Origin of the sequence: Peribacillus sp. FSL K6-5616 (assembly GCF_038008245.1) — a bacterium.
Classification (GTDB): domain Bacteria; phylum Bacillota; class Bacilli; order Bacillales; family DSM-1321; genus Peribacillus; species Peribacillus frigoritolerans.
In genome coordinates, this window is sequence record NZ_JBBOYT010000001.1 from 3,051,616 (window position 1) to 3,072,540 (window position 20,925).

Genomic DNA, 20,925 nt, shown 5'->3' on the forward strand with positions numbered 1-20,925 from the left:
AAGCTTCTTGTCATTACGCATCAGATACATCCTGATTCATGATGTGAAAAAAGCACAAAAAAGGACAGAGAAAGCCCGTTTGAGCTTTTTCTCTGTCCTGAAACCTGAAAGTTTACCTATGTAATAGGTTTTCCCCTTTGGTGGCCGCGTCCCATAACGGGCGGCGCTCTCCAGAGTTGCGTCCAATAAGAGTTCTTTTGCCTGAGAGATTCACTGCTAAGTTTGCTCCTTCGGCGCTACATCCGTAGTCTCTCCCCTTATCTTCACCCGCATATAAATGGTCTACCATTGAAAGGAAGCGAATAAGCCCCCAGCATCGGTAAAACCTTTGAACATAAATGGAATGCATTCTCTGCCAATTCTCCTAAAACTTCAGATACCGTTTAACTGATCTCCTCGGTAATCTTGGATAAATTAGGAGCATATAGCCCATACTAAGAAAACGCGAACTGCAAAATCGATGTACAAACATTCTTTGCAGCGTTAGGAAATTGGAATTTTCTAAATATACTTATATCCTACCCTAAGAAACTTATCTCTGCAATAACTTTTGAAGAGAAATATTTATCTTACTTCACATATGAAATGTTCGGGTTTTGACCTTATATTAAGGAAATTATGATTTAAGAGGGAGTTATTTCTATGAAAATCAATATATCCTTCAATTCTGAATGGAATGACGAGTTTCTGCAAAAGATGGAAAATGACGGTCCATGGGGAAATTGGGAGCTTTATAAGTTGGCGGTTCAAATGGAGGAAAACCTTATCATCCCTGATTTTGAAGGTTTACAGGCGCCCAAGCACCTTCCTCAGTTAACCCCGCTTCCCCATCAATTGGAAGCGGCGAAGCAAGTAGTGGAAAAGATGAATGGAAAAGCCATTTTGGCTGATGAGGTAGGGCTGGGAAAAACAATTGAAGCAGGCTTGATCCTAAAAGAGTATATGATTAGGGGACTTGTAAAAAAAGTATTGATCCTTGTTCCGGCTTCCCTTGTCACACAATGGGCATTTGAATTGAATACCAAGTTTCATATTCCGGCAGTCGTTCAGAGAAAAAGTTATGTCTGGGACTCCTGTGATGTGGTCATTTCATCCATTGATACAGCGAAACGCGCTCCACATCGAGATATCATCTTTACTCAGGAATATGACTTCATCATTATTGATGAAGCTCATAAACTTAAAAATAATAAGACGAAGAACTATGAATTCGTTCAAAATCTGAAAAAGAAATTTTGTTTACTCCTGACAGCCACTCCGATTCAAAATAAAGTCGAGGAGATATTCCACCTCGTTTCGTTATTGAAACCGGGCCACTTGGGAAATGCTTCACTCTTTTCGGAAAAGTATAAAGGGAAAGGCCGGAACATAATTGAAGATGAACACCTAAAGGAACTGGTCAACACTGTCATGATTCGAAACCGGCGGGCCGATACTGGCATTGAATGGACAAAACGGCATGTGGAAACCATCACCATTGAATTTTCTCCAACGGAACAAGCATTGTATGATGCTGTTTCCAAATTCAAGCCAATTTCCGATGGATCAAAAGGAAGCGCCTTTTCGGCTCTCACTCTCCAAAGGGAAGCATGCAGCAGCAGAGAGGCTGTCTTTTATACATTAAAGAATATGAGAGATAAATACGATCAGCCTTCCCCTGATTTTTTGGCAAAGCTTGATGATTTATTTACTAAAGTGAATGAAACGGTCCAGAACTCAAAGGCTGAAAAAGCTTTGGAACTGATCAAGAAAATTGATGACAAAGTAATTATCTTTACGGAATATAGGGCGACTCAACTATATCTCCAATGGTACCTACAGCAGAATGGAATTTCTTCTGTTCCTTTCCGGGGCGGTTTTAAGCGCGGAAAGAAAGACTGGATGCGAGAATTATTCCAAAAGAATATTCAGGTATTAATCGCAACAGAAGCTGGCGGGGAAGGGATAAACCTTCAGTTTTGCCATCACTTGATTAATTTTGACCTGCCATGGAACCCAATGAGGCTTGAACAGAGAATTGGACGGATCCACCGCCTTGGTCAGGAAGAAGATGTGATGATTTATAACTTTGCCACGAAAAATACAGTTGAAGAACATATACTGAAGTTACTATACGAAAAAATAAATTTATTTGAAAAAGTAATCGGTGAATTGGATGATATTCTAACCAAACTGGATATTAACAACATTGAAGAATATTTAATTGATGTGGTCGGCGAGTCCAAAACAGAGGGCGAAATGAAAATCAAGATGGATAATTTTTCATCATTGATCCAATTCGCTCAATCAATGAAGGAAGGTGAGGTTCATGCAGCAACGGGAAATTCATGATTTTTTAATCACTTTCTTTAAAGCCAACGATTGTGAAATACTGGATAATGCACCAACCCACCTTACAGTGCAATTGACGATTGAAATGGATAAGGAATTAATGAACAGACCCTTTTATTGGCATTATCTGGAAAAAACAGGAGGTGTTCCGAACCCGGCACAGATTACTTTCATTACCGACCCAGAACAAGCTCCATCCGATTTAAAGGGAGAAATGATTCATTTTGGCTCCCCTCGCCTTCACCAGATTATTCAATCAACCAAAAAGCTGGCAGGGTATACTAGACTTTTTGAGAATACGCCTCCATCAAAAGGCAGAAATAATCCTTTGTTTCCTTGGCTGACCTTGAATGTGAAAATATCGTATCAATGCGACCGCAAAAAAGATACTTTCATGTCAATCGGATTGAATTTAATCTCGGGTGAAATAATGGAAGGGTTTCACCATCGGGTTTTACCGATTAACGTCACCCCGAAAATACCGGATTACTCCTTTACGCTTTCACCTCTGATCATGCCCAAGAGTGGATTGGCAAGACTGGATACATACATCAGAACCAGTTTCGAGGATGATGACCATTCCTGGGCGGAGGAGGCAATGCTGCGCTGGCAGAATGACTTGAATTTATTGGAGCATTTTTACAAGGATATGGACGAAAAAAGTGAGAGCTATTATACCGAAAAAGAAGCACTAAAAGCACAATATGAACCCAACATCAGAATATCCATCATCAACGGAGGATTATTTTACCTTTCAGATAGGGCGTTGGGATAAGTGAAGAACAAAAAAACAGATGTCCAAAGTTCAGGACATCTGTTTTACTTTTTGATCGTTTTCCTTACAAACATCGACAAAGCAAAAGGGACAATGCCAAACCAATGGGACATACCATGGTTTTTATCCTCTTTTCTGTGACGGCGTTTTTCTTTTCGTTCTTTTTTCGTCAGATTGAAATACTCGACAAGCTGCTGCGTCAGATATTTAATATAAGCGTTTGTAGACATATAAAATCATCACCCTACGCAAAGTATGTCCGGTTTACGCTTTTTTTATTCCTTCCCTTGCTCCCTGAACACGTGAACCTGTCGTTTTGGTATTACACAGCTTGCTTCTCCAACCATTCTTTCACTTCCCCCGCTTCTTTATCGTATTGAATGATGACCCTTCCCTCTCGATCATTTTTAGTTTTGGAAGAAAACTCGATATAGACGTAAGGACCTTCTTGCTTCATTAAGGAATATCGCACCACACCATTGGGATATGATTTTTCCCCTTGGATGATTTTCGGGATTTCTTCGCCCCACTCTGCCGTCACATCCTTGATGGCTAGATGGACAAGATGGTCGGCCACAAGCGACTCTTCCACTTCTTTATAAAACTTTTTATCAATGATAAACTGGTCGATCATTAGTATCGTGAACATGATGAAAACACTCGCTACAATCATGACCATCGGGAAAACGACTCCTTTTTGATTATTCATCGACTTTCGTATCATTCCTAAAGAAGGGATGAAATCTTCGACTGAAAGTAGTCCCTGCTTTATCCGTTATATTTATAACAATGACACTTCCATCCTTATCGACCCGGAATTCCGAAATGTTCTGCAAGATGACCTCATGCCCCATACCATCCACTCGTCTTCGTACCTTATCTTCATATTGTTCCAGCGATGATAATTGTTCACCTGAAAGCAAATATAATTTGTTTCCCATTACATCTTGAGCTTTGGAACTCCGGACCTCCTGCTTCATTTGCATGGTAAAGACCTCCCACTCTTTAGGATGCAATTTATCAACGGACCTCATCTGGGTGTGAATGATTGAGAAGAGCTGCAGAACAAAAAGCGACGTCGTCATTAAAATCAATAAAGAAAAAAGCAATTCGATCATCGTAAAGCCATCATTTTTTTGCAGCATCACAAATGGATTCCCAATTACCCGTTTCATCTTCATAGCGTACACACCCTTCAATCATTCCCGGGAAATCCCCATGGTCCTTCCAAACCAATTCAAAGCTTCTTTTTTTGTAAATGATCTCCTGACCAACTGCCTGAATCTCCCCATCCATGAACGCCGTCAACCTTTCATATAATAAATGGTGGGCTTCTGTCCTTACGGAAATATCTTTCCGTTGCGTCAATACCTCTTCAAGCATTGGTAAAATGGCAAGGACCAGTAATATACAAACGGAAAATGCAGCCATCAGTTCAAGGTAGACGTACCCTTTACAATTTCTCAATCCGGAACCTCCCTTTACCGATATTGAGCACTAGTTTGTACTTTCCCTTTGACGTGTCAATCATAATCGTTCCGGCTTTGGAAGCATTTCCATATTGATTAAAATGGAAGCTGTACCCCAAAGTGCCGCTTAAAAACTGTATATCCTCTGGTATGCTTCTCTCTAAAACGATCCCCTCCTTATAAGACGAAACGGTATAAACCTTTTTGGTATTATCAATGTGGAGGTAAATCAAGCTCTCATGACTGATGGCATACTGTTGAGCATAGAAAAGATCTTCATGGAATTGAGAAAGAAATAGCCTATTTTCCATTCCTTTAGTGAAGCTGGGATATAAATTAGGACCGATGGAAATAAGGAGTACAAAAATAGCGAGGACAATAAGGGTTTCAGATAGTGTGTACCCACCATCGGAATGCCGTATATTCACTTCTCTCCTACTCAACGACCGTTATCTTTCCTTTACTATCCAAACTAATTTCATCCCCATTTGGGCAGGAAGTCTGTTTGAGATAGCCTTGACTTTCCAATTCATCGATACTTCCGGGCAATTTAGCATTATCGATTTCATAAGCCTGCACCTGTGCTTGGGCCATCTTCACGAAAGCTTCACATCCTTTAGACTGGATTGTGGATTGGTTTTTCGTGATATTGGGGATTGTTATAATCAAAAGGATGGATATCACCAGTAAAACAATAAGCATTTCAATTAGTGTAAAACCACGTTCATTCATCACTTTCTTCAACATATCATCATGCTCCTGAAGCATCTGAATACCAGATGACCTTCGGGCATTTTCACCTCCGGAATACAAAAATGAAATCCTATAAACCTTCGAGCAGTGAGAACATCGGCAGCAAAACCGCCAAATAAATGGACACGATCAAAAGACCTATCAGTGAAAACATTAAAGGCTGAATGATTTTCAAGATTGCATTCATTCTCTCTTCAATTTTCTCCAGTATAAAACGACTGTAATGAAGTAACTCGGCATCAAGTCTGCCGTATTTTTGACCATTTGCAGCGACCACCGGTAAATTCCCATCAAAATATGGGAGCTCCCGAAAAATCATTTCAAGTGATCTGCCCTCGATCAGATCATCTTTGATGATATTGCAAAGTTTTTGGTAAAAAGGCTGCTGTTGATTTATCGAGAATAATTTGATGCTATCGTTAATCGACAGCCCTCCGGAAAGCAAGCCACTGAATTGGCTTGCAAAAAAATAAGTTTCGTATAATTTGATGAACGTCCCGAATATCGGAATTCCCATCAATATCCTTCGCTGCCTTAATGGGCATAATCCATTGAACCAAAACCGTTTGAGTGCATACAAGAATAGGAGCAATCCGAGTAATAAGAAGGGGAGTGCTGGAAGAATGAACGTGGAGGCTGACATTAATCTTAAGAGGATATGCTGCTCGACATCCATGGTGAAATAGATGGTCTGGAATTTGGGAAGGAGAACACTCTGAAGAATATAAAAAACGATGCTTACAAAAACGACTAAGAATACGGGATACATCATTAACTTTTTTACTTTATCCATATCCTCGATTCTTTTCTTCCAATATCGCCCTCCTTCTTTCAACGACCGTTCCAGGTCGCCATATTGCTCTCCATAAAATATATAACTTACAAGCTGCGGATGAAAATTAAGATGGGTCAGCACCATGTGCAACGGGTAGCCGTTCCTTAAATCGGCTATAGCCTGAGTGAAGTCTTCCGCTTTTTTCTTTGATTCCTGAAATTCAAGAAAATGTAAAGCTTCCGCCAAAGGATAACCATGATTCAATAATTCACCTAGCTTCGAAATAAAGACCGCCTGCTCTTTTACCTTCCATTTACTTTTTGGTTTCATGGTATACCAGCCGTTCATATTCCTGAGCATCCACATAGCCCATCGCAACCGCTTTTCCGATTTCATCCTTTAATTGGCGGTAGCTGACCGTTGCCTTTCCTTTTTCATCTCCCATTATCCGGAGAACTTCAGCCAGACTTTTTCCATATAGCAATTCATATACACTTGCCCTTTTATTCCTCGCAGTCATTTTGCAAGCTAAAGCACAATCCCCTTTACACGTAAGACATCGCAATTCAACCAGCCGCTGCGCTGTCACGCCAATCAAAGTCTGTTCAACCTCAAGTAAGCTGACACCAAATTCCAGTAATCTGGAGATGGCACCCTGGGCATCCCTCGTATGCATGGTCGTTAGTATCAAATGACCGGTTAATGCGGCACGGACTGCGATTTTGGCAGTTTCTGCATCCCTGACTTCCCCAACCATGATCACGTCCGGGTCATGCCTCAGAACAGCTTTTAGGCCGACGGAATACGTAATGCCCGCCTTTTCATTGATTTGGACTTGCAATACCTTTTCGGATACATTTTCAATGGGGTCTTCAAGTGTAATGATATTTCGATTGATCATCTCATGGGCGTGGTGAAGCAGGGAATATAAAGTCGTGGTTTTCCCACTGCCGGTCGGGCCGGTAAATATGAGCATGCCATGGGAATGCTTCAGGAGTGCAATCAATTTTTGAACGGTGTTTGGAAATAAGGATAACTGTTCTAGAGGAAGGATATTCTGTTGGGGTATTAAGCGGATGACCAAACTTTCGAGATGGGCAGTGGGTAAAGTGGAAAGGCGGAGTCCGACCACCTGGTTAGCCAAATTGATGGTGATGGCGCCACTCTGGGGCCTCCTTTTCTCCCCTATATCCATCGAGGCAAGGAACTTCAAATGAGCGATCAGCCTTTCAGCTTCAAAAAATGATAATGTTTCCTGGGGAACAAGCTTATTGTCTATCCTGAATTGGATGAGAGGCCCCTCTCCGCGAAAAAAAATGTGGATATCCGATGCCGACTCCACGATGGCACGGGTTAGTATTTTTTCTGCGGTCTTTTCAATCGATATCAATTCATTCATCACCTCCTATGTTTCTTGTTGTATTGATTCGACAATCCACGACAAATTCCTGCTTTATAATAAAAAAAATTCCCGAAAAAACTTCGAGAATCATCTCACATGCTCATTTTCAAATCAGGCCTCCGGGAAACCAAATTTCTTAATGCATCTACATTATGGCCAATGACCAGTTTTTCCCCGTCTATGAGAATGGGCCTTCTTAATAACTTCGGTTCTTTTGTTAATAATTGGATGACATCAGAAAGCATCATTTCGTCAATATTAACTTGTAAGTCTTTGTATGCTTCACTTCTTGTCGCCAAGACTTCATCAAGTCCTTCCGATGTCAATTCAAGAATTCTTTTCAACTCTGCTACAGTTGGAGTCTCTCTGAATAAATGTCGCTCATCGAAGGAAACTTGATTGGCGCTTAACCATTTTTTTGTTTTGCGGCAAGATGTACAACTTGGATACGAAAAGAAAGTTAACTGTGGCATACTAATCACTCCCCGTTCACATTTTGTATACATTTATAGTCTATACAATAATTGTATAACATTTGTATAATTAATGTATACATATTTGCTTTATAAAACCGTTTTAAATGTGAACGTTTTTTAAACTAAAGAGTGTTTACCCTTTCTCTTATTCCATTTTTTTCTGCCTGCATTATAATGGACATAGGTAAACTATGGAATAGCAGGAGGGTGTAATGGAACAAACGTTAAAAATAACAAACGTGTTAGCTGATCCCACCAGATATTATATATATCAGCATATAGTGAACAACCATGGTGATGTATCGGTACAGGAAATCGCCGATTCATTCAACATCCATCCAAATGTTGCCCGTCTACATTTGTCAAAACTTGAGGATATCGATATGTTGACCTCGAATTCCCGAAAGACCGGGAAAGGCGGTCGCCCAAGCAGACTTTATCGATTATCTGACAAAGTCATACAGCTTCATTTTCCATATAGGAATTATCAGCTGCTTGCAAAGATTGCCGTCCAGTCTATGATGACATTAGGGGAACAAGGAAAACAGGCTCTTTATGAAACGGGAAAAGTATTCGGGGAGGAATTGATCAATCAGCAACTAGCCCTGAACTCGACATCGGTAGATCGGCTTGCTTTTGCGGAAAAAGTCAACATGCTTAAAAATGCGGCTACCATTGCAGGGTTATCTCCCGAAATACAAGCAAGCGAAGAAGAAAATAAAATATCCTTCCGTATCTTCAATTGCCCGTTTAAGGAAGTTACTGAAGTCGAGCCAGGAACAATCTGCTCCATGCATAATTCACTTTTAAAAGGTATGTTCGAAGCCTTGTTTGAGAATGTCAATATTGTGGAAATAGAAAATATGATGTCCAATTGTGCAGCATGCTCATACCAGGCTTCGGTTCTCACATAGAAACAAAAGGCATCCTTTACATTACCTTACAATTTCATTTATAATTATTTAGAATGTACACGACTAGACATAAGGAGGGATTCGGATGGAACGCATGTTCAGAGTATGTGGATTTTGGACAGGAATTATGGCCATTTTCTTTTATCTTGGCCATATGCATCAAACGTCTTTGCTTTTCTTTGCACAAACGATCTTTTTTGTACTTTTAAGTTATTTGAAATTATCTGAGCGCATGTATATTTATGTTTTCGGCGCCTATCTTACCGTTTTCTTTGCAGGATTTTCCTACTGGAGCGTATTTATGATGACTCCGGGTGCTGCGCATTAAGAACAAGCAATATTACATAACCCATGAATTTTGATTCATGGGTTTTTACTTGTTACCATTCAGGAAAGATCCTTACATCATCTGCTAAATTCTTCGATTGAAGCAACACTTTGAAATGTTCACTAAATCCCCCAGGAACGATTAGCCCCCGGATTGCCCGATTACGCTTTGCCGTTTTCGAGAATGGATCATTTCCTTGATGGCCCATCAATTCCTCTAGTATCCCTGCTTTAAGCAAGAATTCATTTTGAAGAAAAAGCCCTTGATTGGAAAGATCCTTTCTTTTTCCAATCTCGATTAATGTGTCAAAATGGATATGTGTCGTCAGATCCATATCACCAGGATACATAAGTGCATCTTTAATCATTTGATGCCGATAATAGCCCCTCAAGCTCCCTTGAAGATGAGCTGGCTCCTTCCATTCCCTATCGGTATAGCCATAATCAATTGTAAGGAGAATACCCGATTCGATACAGGAAACGATCTTCTCATATTCACGGATCATGTTTAGCGGAACTTCGTATCGTTGTTTTTCATGTAAGGTGATTTTTCGTTCAGTAAGGTAAGAAAGAATGTCAGGGTTGTCCAAAGGTTCTCTCTCTTCTACCAAATCGCCTTCCTTTTCAGTGACGAATACCTCTACCAAGGCTCCCTTATACTTTTCAATGACATACACAGGCAACGCGTCGAAAAGTTCGTTTGAAAAGACGATTCCATTTACATTCGTCCATTTTTCTATAGTGGCAGCAGAAACTGCCTGTTTGAATATCCCTAAACGTTCTTGATGAATCTTTCTATGAAATGGACTGCCATCCACAAGAATATAAGTCAAAGAGTCCCATATCTGCGGTTCCGTTTCTTTTATGTAAACGAGGATGTCATACGCCAGTTTACCGTCCCCTGCGCCGACCTCGATGATTCTTGGTGAAACTCCGCATCTTTTTATCAAATATACGAACCATCTCGCCAGTGATCTCCCAAATGCATCGCCAACATTGCCAGACGTATAAAAATCCCCTCTTGGGCCAATCTTCTCTTTTGCGCGTGCATAGTAGCCTATATTCGGCGTATATAAAACAGCATCCATATAGTCATTATAGGAGATTCTTTTTTGCGGGCTTCCTGCAATCAATTCCTTTAAATGATTTTTCAACACAATAGCCTCCGTCTCCATGAGTTTTCCATCTTATTATAAAACACAGTAAATAAGTTTTTTTAACGACATTCATACAGAAAACAAATTTACAGTTCACAAAATGTCCAAATTTTTATCTCGCAGTTATAACAGTGCATCCACAAAATGAATTTAATAATATTACTTCAGCGGAGGGTTCAAAAATGCACATTGGGGAAGACCCTGTTTTTTATATTCAGTATAGTTCCGGAATTGACCCATTTCAATATTTTTACATAATTAAGAACTTAAAAAACAGGTGCCATAGCGGCACCTGTATAAGTAATTATCTCAAAAAGGGATTAGTATTCTTTTCATCCAGAATCGTCGTGACAGGGCCATGACCTGGAAAAACGATAGCATCATCAGAAAGTGTCAGCAGCTTCTTTTCAATGCTATTTAAGAGCACTGACTCGCTTCCGCCTATTAAATCGGTCCTGCCAACGCTTCCTTGGAACAAGACGTCCCCAGAAAAGAGGAGACGTTCGTCCTTCACATAATACGAAACGCTCCCTGGTGAGTGTCCAGGGGTTTCGAATACTTCGAAAGTGAATCCTCCAATAGTAAGCTCTTGCTCATTTGCCAAGATGTGATCGGCAGGCTTCATTCGCATTGGACTTTCAGGGAACCAGTTTTGAGAACCATTCAATGCGGGATCAAGTAGCCACTTGGCCTCTTTTTCATGAATATATGCAGGGATTCCATAATGGTCCCGAATAGCATCCAGAGCACCGATATGGTCAAAATGTGCATGTGTCAATAAAATCGCTAAAGGCTTTAAATTTTTTGTTTGTATGTATTGTATGATTTTCTGTGGCTCTTCACCCGGATCGAAAATGATGCAATCCTGTCCATCGGAAACTACATAACAATTCGTTTGCAGCGGGCCTAGAGGAATTTGTGTCCATTTCATTTCCATCAACTCCAATATGATTTTCTATCTTTATCTTACACTAATTAAGCTGCTAATGTTAATCCAGTTTACTCAAGTCATAGAAGTGTCACCTATTAAACCTCGACAAATAATTGAAAAAATATTAAGATATTAACAAATGCAATCTTTTCTACATATTTTTGGTAGTTGCTTTATTCTCTGGGTATATTATTAGGGATTAGGTATTCATTACGAAAAAAGGGGGTTTTGACATGATATTAATGGTTGTTTTCGGACTTGTGGCTATATTAGGAGTAGCAGCTGTGTTTACCTCATTAAAAAAGAGAAACTTCTTAGGATTCATTTTTGCAGCCGGCAGTGCAGTCGTGTTTGGCTGGTTCACTGTCATGACAGTCATCAACAGCGGTTTTCCTGTTGCCCATTGAAGAAAAAAGCTCGCCATCCGGCGAGCTTTTGTTTTAGGTTATCATGTTTGTTTGAACAATCTTTGTATTTGATGGGTTTTCATATCAATGATTTTCTCAAATTGATATCCATATAAGCAGAAGTTGCCATCAAGCGAACAGCTTAATGGTTCATTTTCCATGTCCTTCATCAATTCTTCTTGTGTGCCTTTTTCCCAATTTAATTTAGTTAAGGTAAACCTTCCCTCATATTGGTCCGCATCTTTTGATTCATTAGGAATAAACGTTATGAATTCCTTGTTTTTTTCAATGAAATCATAGGATGGAATGACCCAATCTGAAAAGCTTTTCAATAGTGGCACGGAAAAAGAGTGGATCGGCTTGTTTGTTGGATCATAAAATGCATATGTACCCCGATCTTGTTTTTCTGTCTCCACTTGAATCGTCATCAGCGCTTGCTTCATTTTTTTAAAGTGAATGACATCGAGCATAAGGCTGTCTGCCCCATCCCCATGCAGCGCTTTTTTTTCTAGGGGAGCCGTCAAAGCAGGTTCTTCTTTGTCCCAATCCAAAAACATCAAGTCATTTTCACTTGCCCATTGAGCAAAGGGCTGCGGAAAGTCCAGAGTTTCCATAGTTTGTTCATCTGGATTCAATACATAACTGCTGTATGTCCAATCTTCATAAAAGCTCGATACAAACAACCGGCCATCTTTAAATGAATTCCACTCATAAGCCAATTCATAGGCTGGGATCGCTACGGAATACAGTGGATTCCCCGTTCTATCGAGTATTGTGATTGATGCTTTATCCGAAGAGGTAAAGGACGACAACAAAATATGCGTACCAGACGGACTGATCGATACTTCAGAAAACGCAAAAGCCGGCTGATAGAAAACGGAAGTTTCATTCGTTTCCAAATTCCATTCCATCAACTGGGATAATTCATTACCATCCCGCTTCACAGAATATAAAATGGTTTTTGAATCCAGCCATCCAAGAATGGCTTCGATTTTTTCCGTTTCTGCGGTCGGTACCTTTAAATTGCTTACTGAAGTTTCCTGGTTAGATTGGGAGTGTTCTTTTTCCGAATCATTTACGGGTTTACTAAGGTCCTTGGAAGGCTCACAAGCCGAGATAAGAAGGATAGTGGAGATAAATAATGGGACGAAACACAACATCTTACAAATGGAAAGCCGCATACAAAGTGCTGCTTTGGATACTTTAATCTCCACACACCTCCCACTTCAAAACTAAAACGCCTGGCATATGTGAGCGAGACATTAGAAAGAGAGTAAGGATTAATCAATCGAATCCTTACTCTCTTTCATTATAAAGTAAAAAAGAGAAAATGTGGCGGATAATGATCTTATATTTTTTTGGAAGTATATTCCTTAGGGGGAATGCATCACATATATAGTCCTGCCATCAAAATCTTGACGGAATCTTCATATATACCAGGCAAATGGGATAGCGGAAGCGGATTTATGCCCTTTCCCAGTTCGATTGTGAATCCACTGCGTTTGAATTCCTGAATGAACCAATCTTTATACCCAGCATGACTGTCAACGTATTTTACGGCCCGATATCCGCTGCGCTCCTCAAACTCCCTCGCAACATTCGCTGCATGTTCAGGTTCATGTCCCTCATATCCCCAATAGAATTCTTTTCCCTGGGTGTGAAGTGCAAGCACTCTTTCAAAATTCCGTCTTATTGCCAGCTCCTTCATGGCCAATGCTTCTGGTTCTGATAACGCGGTTTCTCCTGGAAAATCCCTCGGGGCAGGGGCTTTTGGAATCTTTCTGCGCTTTTCAACCTCCCAGTTAGCAGGATATTGGTTATTCAGGTCTACACCGCGGATATTGGCTTTCCAAGCATAAAAGGCAGGATTGCCATTATTTATTTTTAAAACATCAACCTTCCCCTCTGCCGCCTCCTCCCCCTTTAGGACAAGGTCGACTCCATCCGGATTCACCATTGGAACCATCGAAATGGACATATCCCGGTAATACGGCATACAGTCCATTCCGCAAAGTGTACGATCATTCGTTACGGCCAGCAGAAAATCATTCAGCCATTTCATCAAAACCGCAGTAGTGATCCATTCATTAGCGTGGAATGAACCGTTATAATGTATGATCTTTTCACCTTGACCGATTCTTACCTCAAGGAGTTCTTTTCCCAGCACACTCTTTCCTACCGATTCAACCTTAATAAAGGGGTAATGACAAGATAGAACATCAAGATCGTCAAGAAGTGATTGATATTCGTAGGGCTTGTCGGTGACTATCACGGGATTCATCACCCGGACGGGTACCGAAAAAGGCTTTTGTCCATCTTGATTCAATAATACTATCCCATCGATTGGCAGGTGATATTGTAAAGCGATTTCAGCAAAATCGATATCTAACCGGGACTCTTGCTGAACAATGTATCCAGGTATCTGTACTTCGATGCCATTTGGCAAAACACCGCCAGTAATGGCCGGATTGGCATCCTCAATCAAAACCCGGGGAATTTGGAACAATTGACTGTAATATGCCAAATCATCCCCGCTTCTGCTCACAACTTTCATTCAGCCTCCGCCCCTTTCATTGTTTTATCTTTATGAAGGGAAAAACAGAAAGATGTTCAGGAAGTCTCTTGTTTCATAATTGTAAGGGGTACTGATTTCCCTGAAAAAGCGAAAAAACCTGGATTGCGCCGGGTTTCAGTAGACAAACTCGCTGAAAATCACCTACAGTTTTTTTAGGGTTTGTGCAATTTGAACGTCCATTTCCTCTTCAGGCACTCGCTTTCCGCAGGCGGTCCGGGAGCCACATCGGCGCCTTTGCGCCTGCGGGGTCTCCCCTGGACACGTTTTTCCCGCAGGAGTCTCGCACCTTACGTTCCAATCAACTTTGTTTTAACTTTTAGATAGGACACGATTGTCTACCGTCTTTTTTTAGTATTAAAACTTGATATCGGCTTGAAATGATTACTTTAGTTTGTGGTCGGCACGATTGTAACACGTGATATGGCAGGAATATCCTAAAATTCTATAGCGGAAAAGTTGATTGGGAGAGTTGGAAAACCGGAAGCTGTTGTCGCACGTGCAGCTTATAAAACACCTGCGATTACCAGTTACTTATTAGTGAGTATCAATCACCGAAACATAATTGCGCAACAAGTTCTTTTTTGAGCACAATGTACGGAAAGAAAAGATCCTCAAAAGTAGTGACACGTCCTAATTGGCAAGAATAAGTGGACGAATCAAGAGAGGTCAACTGTTTCTATACCTGCTTCAATTCCAATAAAGAATCAAAAGGAAACCTGGATTGCACCAGGTTTCCTTTTTCAAGGCTGCTCATAAAATCGGAGCAAATCCCCGTAAATGATTTTGTCGGAGTAATCAAGCTCCTGCTTTGCCTTTTCCAAATACTTCTCACATGGATCCTTTGCAGTCGCCGCCCCGGTCTTTTTATCATAGCAGGTATCCATCGTATAGAGGTAATCCTTCGTGATGAAACTGCTATCGCGAAGAACGGTGAATTCTAATTTTTCTTCGGAAAATAGATCTTTGCTGAATTCAATATAATCATCATTTTCAATTCCCAATAAATGAAGGAGAGTCGGCCTTACATCAATTTGGCCGGCAACGGTGGAAATCGTTTTTCCCTTCTGCCCGGGGACATGTATGATGAGCGGGACACGCTGAAGCTGGATGGATTCGAATGGCGTAATTTCCTTCCCAAGGAACTGGCTCATGGCAGAGTTGTGATTTTCAGAAATTCCATAATGGTCTCCGTATAGAACAATGATGGAATCCTCATATAATCCATTACGTTTCAAATCGCCGATAAACTGTTTCAAGGCTTCGTCGGTATAACGTACGGTCGGAAAATACTGATTCAATGTTTTGGAATTCGAATCGTAAGGTTCCAATGTCCGGTCTTCTTCATTCAAAGTGAATGGAAAATGATTGGTTAACGTTATGAACTTGGCATAAAAAGGCTCAGGCATCCTCTTCAAGTGAGAAATAGATTGCTTGAAGAACGATTTATCATTCAAACCCCAATTGATGGAATTCCCTTCAGACACTTTGTATTCATCACTATCATAAAACCGTTGGTACCCAAGAGAATCGTACATTATGTCACGATTCCAAAAGCTTTTATTATTGGCATGCAAGGAAGCCGTATAGTAACCTTTTTCCGTTAAGATTTCAGGTGTGGCTTTGTATTCATTTTGGGCATGAGTGAAAAATACTGCACCTCTACCTAAAGGATAGAGGGAATTTTCAATAATGAATTCTGAATCGGATGTTTTCCCCTGGCCGGTTTGGTGATAAAAGTTATTGAAATAATAGCTATCTTTAATGAATTGGTTCAGAAAAGGAGTGATTTCTTCCCCGTTGACAGTTTTATTGATGACAAAGCTTTGAGTGGATTCCAATGATATAAGAATCACATTTTTGCCTTTTGCCAGACCATAAAGTTCATCATTAACTTCTTTTTGATTGGCACGGACATAATTTTCGATTTCCGACAATTCACTGCCATCAGCAAGTGCACGTTGAGCTGATGATTTCGTCTGTAATATTGCATCATAGAGGTGATAATGGTACGTACCGATATTCTTAACGAGGATTTCACGGTCAAACGTTCTTGTCAGGAGTTCAGGACGCGCCGCTTCCGCTAAAGCCAAGTTAAAAAATGTCACTCCTAAAGCCATTAACAAAAAGAATTTACGGTCCTGGGGATTGTATCGACTTTCATGGAATGTTTTTGGTTTGTATTTCAGCAGAAGCATCAAGCACAGAATATCGGCAAAATACAATAGATCACTCGGATTGATCAATTCATGTACACTGCTTCCAAGGTCGTTCATATTGCTCGTTTGAAAAAGAACGGGAATGGTTAAAAAATCATTGAAAAAGCGAAAAAAAACAAGATTGGCAAAGAGGACGAAGGTGATGAAAAAACTCATGATCAATAAGTATGCTGTCCGTCCATTTTCTTTAAAAAATAGATTCACGCCAAGTATAAGTAAAAGGAAACTGACAGGATTGATGAATAGTATGAACTCCTGGATCCAATTATCAATATCTATCTCAAAACTTGTTTTATAGGCGATATATGTTTTAAGCCAAAGTGAAATCAATACGACCCAAAACAATGAATATCCCTGTTTTTTGAAGCCCCTTTTCAATCCTGGTCCCTCCTCATCGAAGAAGCGCTGGAGCTGCGATCCAGAGCGCCTCAATAATGGGTCATGGTTCTCCCCCTCAGAAGGGGGGAACTATCTTTGAAGATCCATCTTTTTTTCTTATTACCCTGATTGCCAGAGGGCAGCATGGAATCACGTATTCATTTGGCTTTTAATGAGCCAGGCTGCACCTATTACCCCTGCATCATTGCCTAGAGTGGCCAGGCTGATTTTCGTTGATTTACTAACCCGTTTGAATGCATACTTCTCGAATGCAGAACGAACGGTATCAAGCAAAATGTCTCCCGCTTGTGAAACGCCCCCGCCAATGACGATTTTATCTGGATTCATGACATTCCCAACATGTGATAGTGCCAGCCCCAAGTAATTGCCTACCTTATCCACCACAGCTTTGGACAAGGGATCACCTGCTGCGGCGCATTGGAATAACAGTTTGGAAGTAACCGTATTTCCCTCTTCTACTTTCTGCTGAAGCAATGACTTTTCATCGGCGGCATTCAAGGCTTCTAAAGCCATACGGACGATTCCCGTTGCCGAAGCAACCGTTTCCAAACAACCAGTCTTGCCGCAATTGCATGGTGCCCCTCCGTCCGTTACGACCGTTATATGCCCTACTTCCCCAGCAGCTCCACTGGTACCATGGACGATTTGGCCATTATGGATGATTCCGCCTCCTACACCCGTTCCGAGAGTGACACAAACAAGGTCTTTGGCTCCATTACCGGCACCTTTCCACATTTCCCCCAAAGCTGCCATATTGGCATCATTATCGATCACAGCTGGAAGAGCTGTCTCCACCTCCAATAAATCTTTTAAAGGATAGTCCTTCCAGCCAAGATTGACGGCTTCATATATGGAACCGTTAACAAATTTCACAGGTCCGGGAGCCCCCATTCCTATCCCTACTATCTTACTCTTCGGTTCATTAAGTTCCACGAGCTTCGCATCAATTGCTTTGGCTATGTTAATCGTAATGTATTTTCCCTTTTCGGAGATGTCCGTGCTGATTTCCCATTTATGAATGATCTCTCCGTATAAATTGATTAAAGCCAGTTTGGTAGTTGTACCGCCTAAATCCACACCCATCAGCCACTTTTCCATCATTCTCACCTTTTTTTATCAATTTTTTTCTGTTTTTCCCTTTCAAGAGACAATTGCTGCCTGATTAAAAGAATCGCCATTTGATAATCTTTCGTATCCATCATCTGCATACGGTGGAGTTCCCTTATTTCGACCTCCATCAGTTCAAGCTCGGCTAAGCGATCGCCAATATAGATAAATGTACCAAATCTTTTCAAGTATTGTTGAAGATCATAATATGTTTTCATAGTAAACCTCTTTACTCTTTTCTTTAGGAAAGTATATCGAATCAGCACCTTTGTAACAAGCGCCCATTTCCTCTTTTGATAATTTCCCCATCCCCCTCATACATGTCCAACTGTATTCATATGATGAAATATCAAGAATATGGACTCCTTTGATTTGATTTAACAGCTTAATGATTTTAAACCATTCATCACGCGTGAAAACGGAGGGGAAAAATGAAAGTACAATTGAAGTATACCGTCTTTTTGGTTTTAACCACCATTTTTGTCATCCTTTATTTATCAAATCATAAACGGACAGAGGAAACCATCATTTTTTTTCCCATCGATTCCTCGCTCCATTTTGAACATGCTTCCACCAACCTGACACCTAAAGGTACCGGGAATTCCACCTATACCATCACTTGGAGGGTGGATTCTACGTTGGATCAGCCTGCTTACTTACGTCAGGACGTATCGCTTTTATACAAAAATGGAAAATTGGCTGGAGCTTTAAAAAATTGGCGCCAAAATAAACAAGAACTCTCTCAAAAAGCGAAATATAAAGAATCCGAAAGTGGGCGTTATGAAGCTGTAACGTTTCATTATGCCGAGGTTCATCCAAGTGACACCATTTTCACCAGTGCCCAGCAGCTCAGTAAAGATAAACTCTATACAGTAACGACACCGGTTTTTCAATTTTTCCACCGCCCCCTTTCAGAAGAACAGATTCAGTGGAAAAAAACGCTGGACGGCTTGACAGATCAAACGGTTCGAAATGGTTTGGAGAAAGCCGGGGAAGCCTTTCAGGTTAATCTTGATCAGTACAAAATCATTTCTTTAACAGATCTGCCTTCAAAGAAAAATCAATGGCTTGCTGCCTTCCCCCAATTCAAACGGGAAGAAATTGTGGGAAAACTATGGGAAGGACTATACAAAAATTATGTGTTGGGAGTAAAAAAGGAGGATGGCTCCACTGTGAGTCCACAAGGTAGCACCATCCCCCTATTGCTTATGGCGAAGAATCAAAGGGAAATACTTGTCTTGTTTATCCTGAAAGACGGTACCCCAATCATGCTGCGTCAAAAGTTATAGTTGCTTTTCGATTTCTTCCAGTAGTTTAATGTATGACTTATTATCCGGGGCAAGCTCAATAGCCTTATCAGCTTGCTCTTTAGCTTGATCGAATGATTCGAGATTCATGTAGACCAAGGCAAGATTGTAATGGGCTTCATGCAAATCCGGATTACTTTCAATCGCTTTTTCATAATAATCCCTGGCCTTGTATATGTCCTTTTTATCAAAAGATAAATTTCCGAGCATAAAGAGCGATAGCGGTGCATCAGGATTTGACTCCACATATTTGAATAGCATCTCTTCCGCCTTATCCTCTTCATCATCATCAATATACTTTTGGGCCAGCATTGCCATGGTATTATCATCGATAGCTGCACTTTCCTGATGATTGAAACCAAATTGCAGCAGGGAATAGGTCAGTATTACCGTCCCGATCAGAAAAGCCAGCTGCCGAAAGATATTCCTGGATTTTGGCAGATGTACCACTCCAGCGGCCAAAAACCCTCCGATCAAACCTCCGATATGCCCTGCATTGTCAATTCCCGAAACGGTGAAACCATATATTAAGTTAATGATGATCAACACGATCACCGATGAGCCCATCGAGCGCATGAATAATTTCGGATAGACGATGCCAAAGTACAGAAGTGCCCCAAAACAGCCAAAAATGGCACCGCTCGCTCCTGCGGAAAGGTTCGGGGTCATGATGAAGCTGCCCAGGGTTCCAGCGAAACCAGCGAATATATAGATGAATAGGAACCTGGCATTACCATAAATCCTTTCAACTTCAGCACCAATCAAATACAGCGAAAATGTATTCATCAGTAAATGAATGAACCCAATATGGACGATCATCGGTGTAAAGAACCGCCACCATTCCCCTTGGATGATATAAGGGGAAAATTTAGCGCCAAACTCAATCAAAGTCTTGGAATTGGTGCTGCCCCCATTAAACTCCATCAAGATGAACACTGCTATTTGTACCGCCATGAATATATATGTAAAGAATGGCTTATTGGCATTTTGGAATACCTTCTGTTCGGCCTTAGCCTTTTTGACTGACTCCGAGATGGCGTTCTTCTTTACTGTAAGAACCTTTTCCTCATCTATTTCATTTTCCTCAAGAACTTGAATTGAAAGTGGTTTTTTCAAAACATGTTCAAGGTTTTGCAACGAATCATGAAAGTTCTCACAAGTTAGAAGGAACGTGTTGACATTCGTTTTTTTAAAGGAGGCCACCCGTGAACTAAAGTCATGATCATCGACCGGGGCGAATTTACTAACATAGATACTTAATATTTTTATGGGCTTTTTGTATAATTTCCTTCTGATTCTTTCCCCATTCTGCAATGTTCGCTCGATATCGCGTTTCAGCCAATTAGCCCAATCCAAATCATGGCGGATGAGTCTTATGACTGGAAACTCCTTATTCTTATCGCTCTCAAGCCAAATCTCCTGATGGTTTTCCGTGACTGTGATCATTCGATAATCGTAATGGGCAGACAACTCCCTTATGGTTTCCCAAAAAAAATAATCCTCTTTAAATCCCAATGCCTTCCCCACTTTCCAATAAAACTTAAGCTTCTAAAATTCCTGTTCTTTAATTAAAACTATAGACGAAATCATGTAAAAAGTAAAAA

General features: G+C 40.7%; 23 protein-coding genes and 2 riboswitches. Of the genes, 6 read left to right on the top strand and 17 right to left on the bottom strand.

Going from position 1 to position 20,925, the window contains the following annotated elements:
- Nucleotides 1-90: 90 nt before the first annotated feature.
- A riboswitch (glycine riboswitch) is annotated at nt 91-176 on the bottom strand.
- Nucleotides 177-179: 3 nt separating this feature from the next.
- A riboswitch (glycine riboswitch) is annotated at nt 180-267 on the bottom strand.
- 375 nt (nt 268-642) lie between these two features.
- Together MHB45_RS14585 and MHB45_RS14590 are read left to right on the top strand one after the other, a co-directional pair.
- On the top strand, nt 643-2,331 hold the full coding sequence (locus MHB45_RS14585) for a DEAD/DEAH box helicase (protein WP_034308367.1): 1,689 nt from the start codon (nt 643-645) through the stop codon (nt 2,329-2,331).
- Nucleotides 2,309-3,106, top strand: coding sequence for a YqhG family protein (locus MHB45_RS14590; RefSeq protein WP_048688306.1), 798 nt, complete (start codon nt 2,309-2,311; stop codon nt 3,104-3,106). Before MHB45_RS14585 ends, MHB45_RS14590 begins: the two co-directional genes overlap by 23 nt.
- A gap of 44 nt (nt 3,107-3,150) precedes the next feature.
- Here the strand turns inward: MHB45_RS14590 and MHB45_RS14595 are convergent, their stop codons facing one another.
- The 9 genes from MHB45_RS14595 to MHB45_RS14635 all read right to left on the bottom strand — a co-directional run bounded on the left by MHB45_RS14595 (nt 3,151) and on the right by MHB45_RS14635 (nt 7,978).
- Nucleotides 3,151-3,336 (bottom strand): YqzE family protein, encoded by a 186-nt coding sequence (locus tag MHB45_RS14595; protein ID WP_048688303.1) that lies wholly within the window; start codon nt 3,334-3,336, stop codon nt 3,151-3,153.
- Between the two features lie 92 nt (nt 3,337-3,428).
- The gene (gene comGG / locus MHB45_RS14600) at nt 3,429-3,815 is read right to left on the bottom strand and encodes a competence type IV pilus minor pilin ComGG (protein WP_048688300.1); all 387 of its coding nucleotides are present in this window, start codon (nt 3,813-3,815) and stop codon (nt 3,429-3,431) included.
- On the bottom strand, nt 3,808-4,287 hold the full coding sequence (gene comGF / locus MHB45_RS14605; protein WP_081088666.1) for a competence type IV pilus minor pilin ComGF: 480 nt from the start codon (nt 4,285-4,287) through the stop codon (nt 3,808-3,810). Before comGF ends, comGG begins: the two co-directional genes overlap by 8 nt.
- Nucleotides 4,235-4,573 carry a hypothetical protein gene (locus MHB45_RS14610; RefSeq protein WP_048688295.1) on the bottom strand — a complete coding sequence of 113 codons (339 nt, stop codon included), beginning with the start codon at nt 4,571-4,573 and terminating at the stop codon, nt 4,235-4,237. Before MHB45_RS14610 ends, comGF begins: the two co-directional genes overlap by 53 nt.
- Nucleotides 4,560-5,003: a competence type IV pilus minor pilin ComGD gene (gene comGD, locus MHB45_RS14615; RefSeq protein WP_048688291.1), complete on the bottom strand. Its 444-nt coding sequence runs from the start codon at nt 5,001-5,003 to the stop codon at nt 4,560-4,562. Before comGD ends, MHB45_RS14610 begins: the two co-directional genes overlap by 14 nt.
- A 7-nt stretch (nt 5,004-5,010) precedes the next feature.
- Complete coding sequence (comGC, locus tag MHB45_RS14620; protein WP_048688337.1) at nt 5,011-5,322, bottom strand: competence type IV pilus major pilin ComGC; 312 nt, start codon at nt 5,320-5,322, stop codon at nt 5,011-5,013.
- 76 nt (nt 5,323-5,398) lie between these two features.
- Complete coding sequence (comGB, locus tag MHB45_RS14625) at nt 5,399-6,433, bottom strand: competence type IV pilus assembly protein ComGB (RefSeq protein ID WP_065421218.1); 1,035 nt, start codon at nt 6,431-6,433, stop codon at nt 5,399-5,401.
- Nucleotides 6,417-7,502: a competence type IV pilus ATPase ComGA gene (gene comGA / locus MHB45_RS14630; RefSeq protein ID WP_373689754.1), complete on the bottom strand. Its 1,086-nt coding sequence runs from the start codon at nt 7,500-7,502 to the stop codon at nt 6,417-6,419. Before comGA ends, comGB begins: the two co-directional genes overlap by 17 nt.
- 95 nt (nt 7,503-7,597) lie before the next feature.
- Complete coding sequence (locus tag MHB45_RS14635) at nt 7,598-7,978, bottom strand: Spx/MgsR family RNA polymerase-binding regulatory protein (RefSeq protein WP_048682187.1); 381 nt, start codon at nt 7,976-7,978, stop codon at nt 7,598-7,600.
- A gap of 215 nt (nt 7,979-8,193) precedes the next feature.
- On the opposite strand from MHB45_RS14635, the gene MHB45_RS14640 reads away from it, so the two are divergent.
- Together MHB45_RS14640 and MHB45_RS14645 are read left to right on the top strand one after the other, a co-directional pair.
- A complete protein-coding gene (locus MHB45_RS14640; protein ID WP_048682184.1) occupies nt 8,194-8,895 on the top strand; it encodes a helix-turn-helix transcriptional regulator in 702 nt (233 codons plus the stop codon).
- 85 nt (nt 8,896-8,980) lie between these two features.
- A complete protein-coding gene (locus MHB45_RS14645; protein ID WP_034308393.1) occupies nt 8,981-9,223 on the top strand; it encodes a DUF2626 domain-containing protein in 243 nt (80 codons plus the stop codon).
- Between the two features lie 52 nt (nt 9,224-9,275).
- On the opposite strand, the gene MHB45_RS14650 is transcribed toward MHB45_RS14645, so the two are convergent.
- Both MHB45_RS14650 and MHB45_RS14655 read right to left on the bottom strand, forming a co-directional pair.
- Complete coding sequence (locus MHB45_RS14650; RefSeq protein WP_048682197.1) at nt 9,276-10,376, bottom strand: class I SAM-dependent methyltransferase; 1,101 nt, start codon at nt 10,374-10,376, stop codon at nt 9,276-9,278.
- Between the two features lie 307 nt (nt 10,377-10,683).
- On the bottom strand, nt 10,684-11,310 hold the full coding sequence (locus MHB45_RS14655; protein ID WP_048682180.1) for an MBL fold metallo-hydrolase: 627 nt from the start codon (nt 11,308-11,310) through the stop codon (nt 10,684-10,686).
- A gap of 233 nt (nt 11,311-11,543) precedes the next feature.
- Here MHB45_RS14655 and MHB45_RS14660 point away from each other — a divergent pair, with 233 nt between their 5' ends.
- Nucleotides 11,544-11,717, top strand: coding sequence for a DUF2759 domain-containing protein (locus MHB45_RS14660; protein WP_034308396.1), 174 nt, complete (start codon nt 11,544-11,546; stop codon nt 11,715-11,717).
- A 41-nt stretch (nt 11,718-11,758) separates the two neighbouring features.
- Here MHB45_RS14660 and MHB45_RS14665 read toward each other — a convergent pair whose 3' ends face one another.
- The 5 genes from MHB45_RS14665 to MHB45_RS14685 form a co-directional block, all read right to left on the bottom strand.
- Nucleotides 11,759-12,931 carry a YqgU-like beta propeller domain-containing protein gene (locus tag MHB45_RS14665; protein WP_048682174.1) on the bottom strand — a complete coding sequence of 391 codons (1,173 nt, stop codon included), beginning with the start codon at nt 12,929-12,931 and terminating at the stop codon, nt 11,759-11,761.
- Between the two features lie 173 nt (nt 12,932-13,104).
- A complete protein-coding gene (locus MHB45_RS14670; RefSeq protein ID WP_048682170.1) occupies nt 13,105-14,271 on the bottom strand; it encodes a M14 family metallopeptidase in 1,167 nt (388 codons plus the stop codon).
- Between the two features lie 761 nt (nt 14,272-15,032).
- Nucleotides 15,033-16,886, bottom strand: coding sequence for an LTA synthase family protein (locus tag MHB45_RS14675; RefSeq protein WP_340907946.1), 1,854 nt, complete (start codon nt 16,884-16,886; stop codon nt 15,033-15,035).
- A gap of 150 nt (nt 16,887-17,036) precedes the next feature.
- Nucleotides 17,037-18,008, bottom strand: a complete 972-nt coding sequence (locus MHB45_RS14680; protein WP_048682164.1) for an ROK family glucokinase — start codon at nt 18,006-18,008, stop codon at nt 17,037-17,039.
- A 2-nt stretch (nt 18,009-18,010) separates the two neighbouring features.
- Nucleotides 18,011-18,232 (bottom strand): YqgQ family protein, encoded by a 222-nt coding sequence (locus MHB45_RS14685; RefSeq protein WP_048682161.1) that lies wholly within the window; start codon nt 18,230-18,232, stop codon nt 18,011-18,013.
- A gap of 213 nt (nt 18,233-18,445) precedes the next feature.
- Between MHB45_RS14685 and MHB45_RS14690 the strand changes: the two genes are divergently transcribed.
- The gene (locus tag MHB45_RS14690; RefSeq protein WP_048682157.1) at nt 18,446-19,303 is read left to right on the top strand and encodes a hypothetical protein; all 858 of its coding nucleotides are present in this window, start codon (nt 18,446-18,448) and stop codon (nt 19,301-19,303) included.
- On the opposite strand, the gene MHB45_RS14695 is transcribed toward MHB45_RS14690, so the two are convergent.
- A complete protein-coding gene (locus MHB45_RS14695) occupies nt 19,298-20,836 on the bottom strand; it encodes a rhomboid family intramembrane serine protease (RefSeq protein WP_048682154.1) in 1,539 nt (512 codons plus the stop codon). The two genes, MHB45_RS14690 and MHB45_RS14695, sit on opposite strands and share 6 nt — an antisense overlap.
- Between the last annotated feature and the right edge of the window lie 89 nt (nt 20,837-20,925).

What these genes read in the sequence shown, in the direction of transcription:
- MHB45_RS14585 (WP_034308367.1), top strand. Translation starts at nt 643, where the DNA reads ATGAAAATCAATATATCCTTCAATTCTGAATGGAATGACGAGTTTCTG.
- MHB45_RS14590 (WP_048688306.1), top strand. Translation starts at nt 2,309, where the DNA reads ATGCAGCAACGGGAAATTCATGATTTTTTAATCACTTTCTTTAAAGCC.
- MHB45_RS14595 (WP_048688303.1), bottom strand. Translation starts at nt 3,336, where the DNA reads ATGTCTACAAACGCTTATATTAAATATCTGACGCAGCAGCTTGTCGAG.
- comGG (WP_048688300.1), bottom strand. Translation starts at nt 3,815, where the DNA reads ATGAATAATCAAAAAGGAGTCGTTTTCCCGATGGTCATGATTGTAGCG.
- comGF (WP_081088666.1), bottom strand. Translation starts at nt 4,287, where the DNA reads ATGAAGATGAAACGGGTAATTGGGAATCCATTTGTGATGCTGCAAAAA.
- comGC (WP_048688337.1), bottom strand. Translation starts at nt 5,322, where the DNA reads ATGTTGAAGAAAGTGATGAATGAACGTGGTTTTACACTAATTGAAATG.
- comGB (WP_065421218.1), bottom strand. Translation starts at nt 6,433, where the DNA reads ATGAAACCAAAAAGTAAATGGAAGGTAAAAGAGCAGGCGGTCTTTATT.
- comGA (WP_373689754.1), bottom strand. Translation starts at nt 7,502, where the DNA reads ATGAATGAATTGATATCGATTGAAAAGACCGCAGAAAAAATACTAACC.
- MHB45_RS14635 (WP_048682187.1), bottom strand. Translation starts at nt 7,978, where the DNA reads ATGCCACAGTTAACTTTCTTTTCGTATCCAAGTTGTACATCTTGCCGC.
- MHB45_RS14640 (WP_048682184.1), top strand. Translation starts at nt 8,194, where the DNA reads ATGGAACAAACGTTAAAAATAACAAACGTGTTAGCTGATCCCACCAGA.
- MHB45_RS14645 (WP_034308393.1), top strand. Translation starts at nt 8,981, where the DNA reads ATGGAACGCATGTTCAGAGTATGTGGATTTTGGACAGGAATTATGGCC.
- MHB45_RS14655 (WP_048682180.1), bottom strand. Translation starts at nt 11,310, where the DNA reads ATGAAATGGACACAAATTCCTCTAGGCCCGCTGCAAACGAATTGTTAT.
- MHB45_RS14660 (WP_034308396.1), top strand. Translation starts at nt 11,544, where the DNA reads ATGATATTAATGGTTGTTTTCGGACTTGTGGCTATATTAGGAGTAGCA.
- MHB45_RS14670 (WP_048682170.1), bottom strand. Translation starts at nt 14,271, where the DNA reads ATGAAAGTTGTGAGCAGAAGCGGGGATGATTTGGCATATTACAGTCAA.
- MHB45_RS14680 (WP_048682164.1), bottom strand. Translation starts at nt 18,008, where the DNA reads ATGATGGAAAAGTGGCTGATGGGTGTGGATTTAGGCGGTACAACTACC.
- MHB45_RS14685 (WP_048682161.1), bottom strand. Translation starts at nt 18,232, where the DNA reads ATGAAAACATATTATGATCTTCAACAATACTTGAAAAGATTTGGTACA.
- MHB45_RS14690 (WP_048682157.1), top strand. Translation starts at nt 18,446, where the DNA reads ATGAAAGTACAATTGAAGTATACCGTCTTTTTGGTTTTAACCACCATT.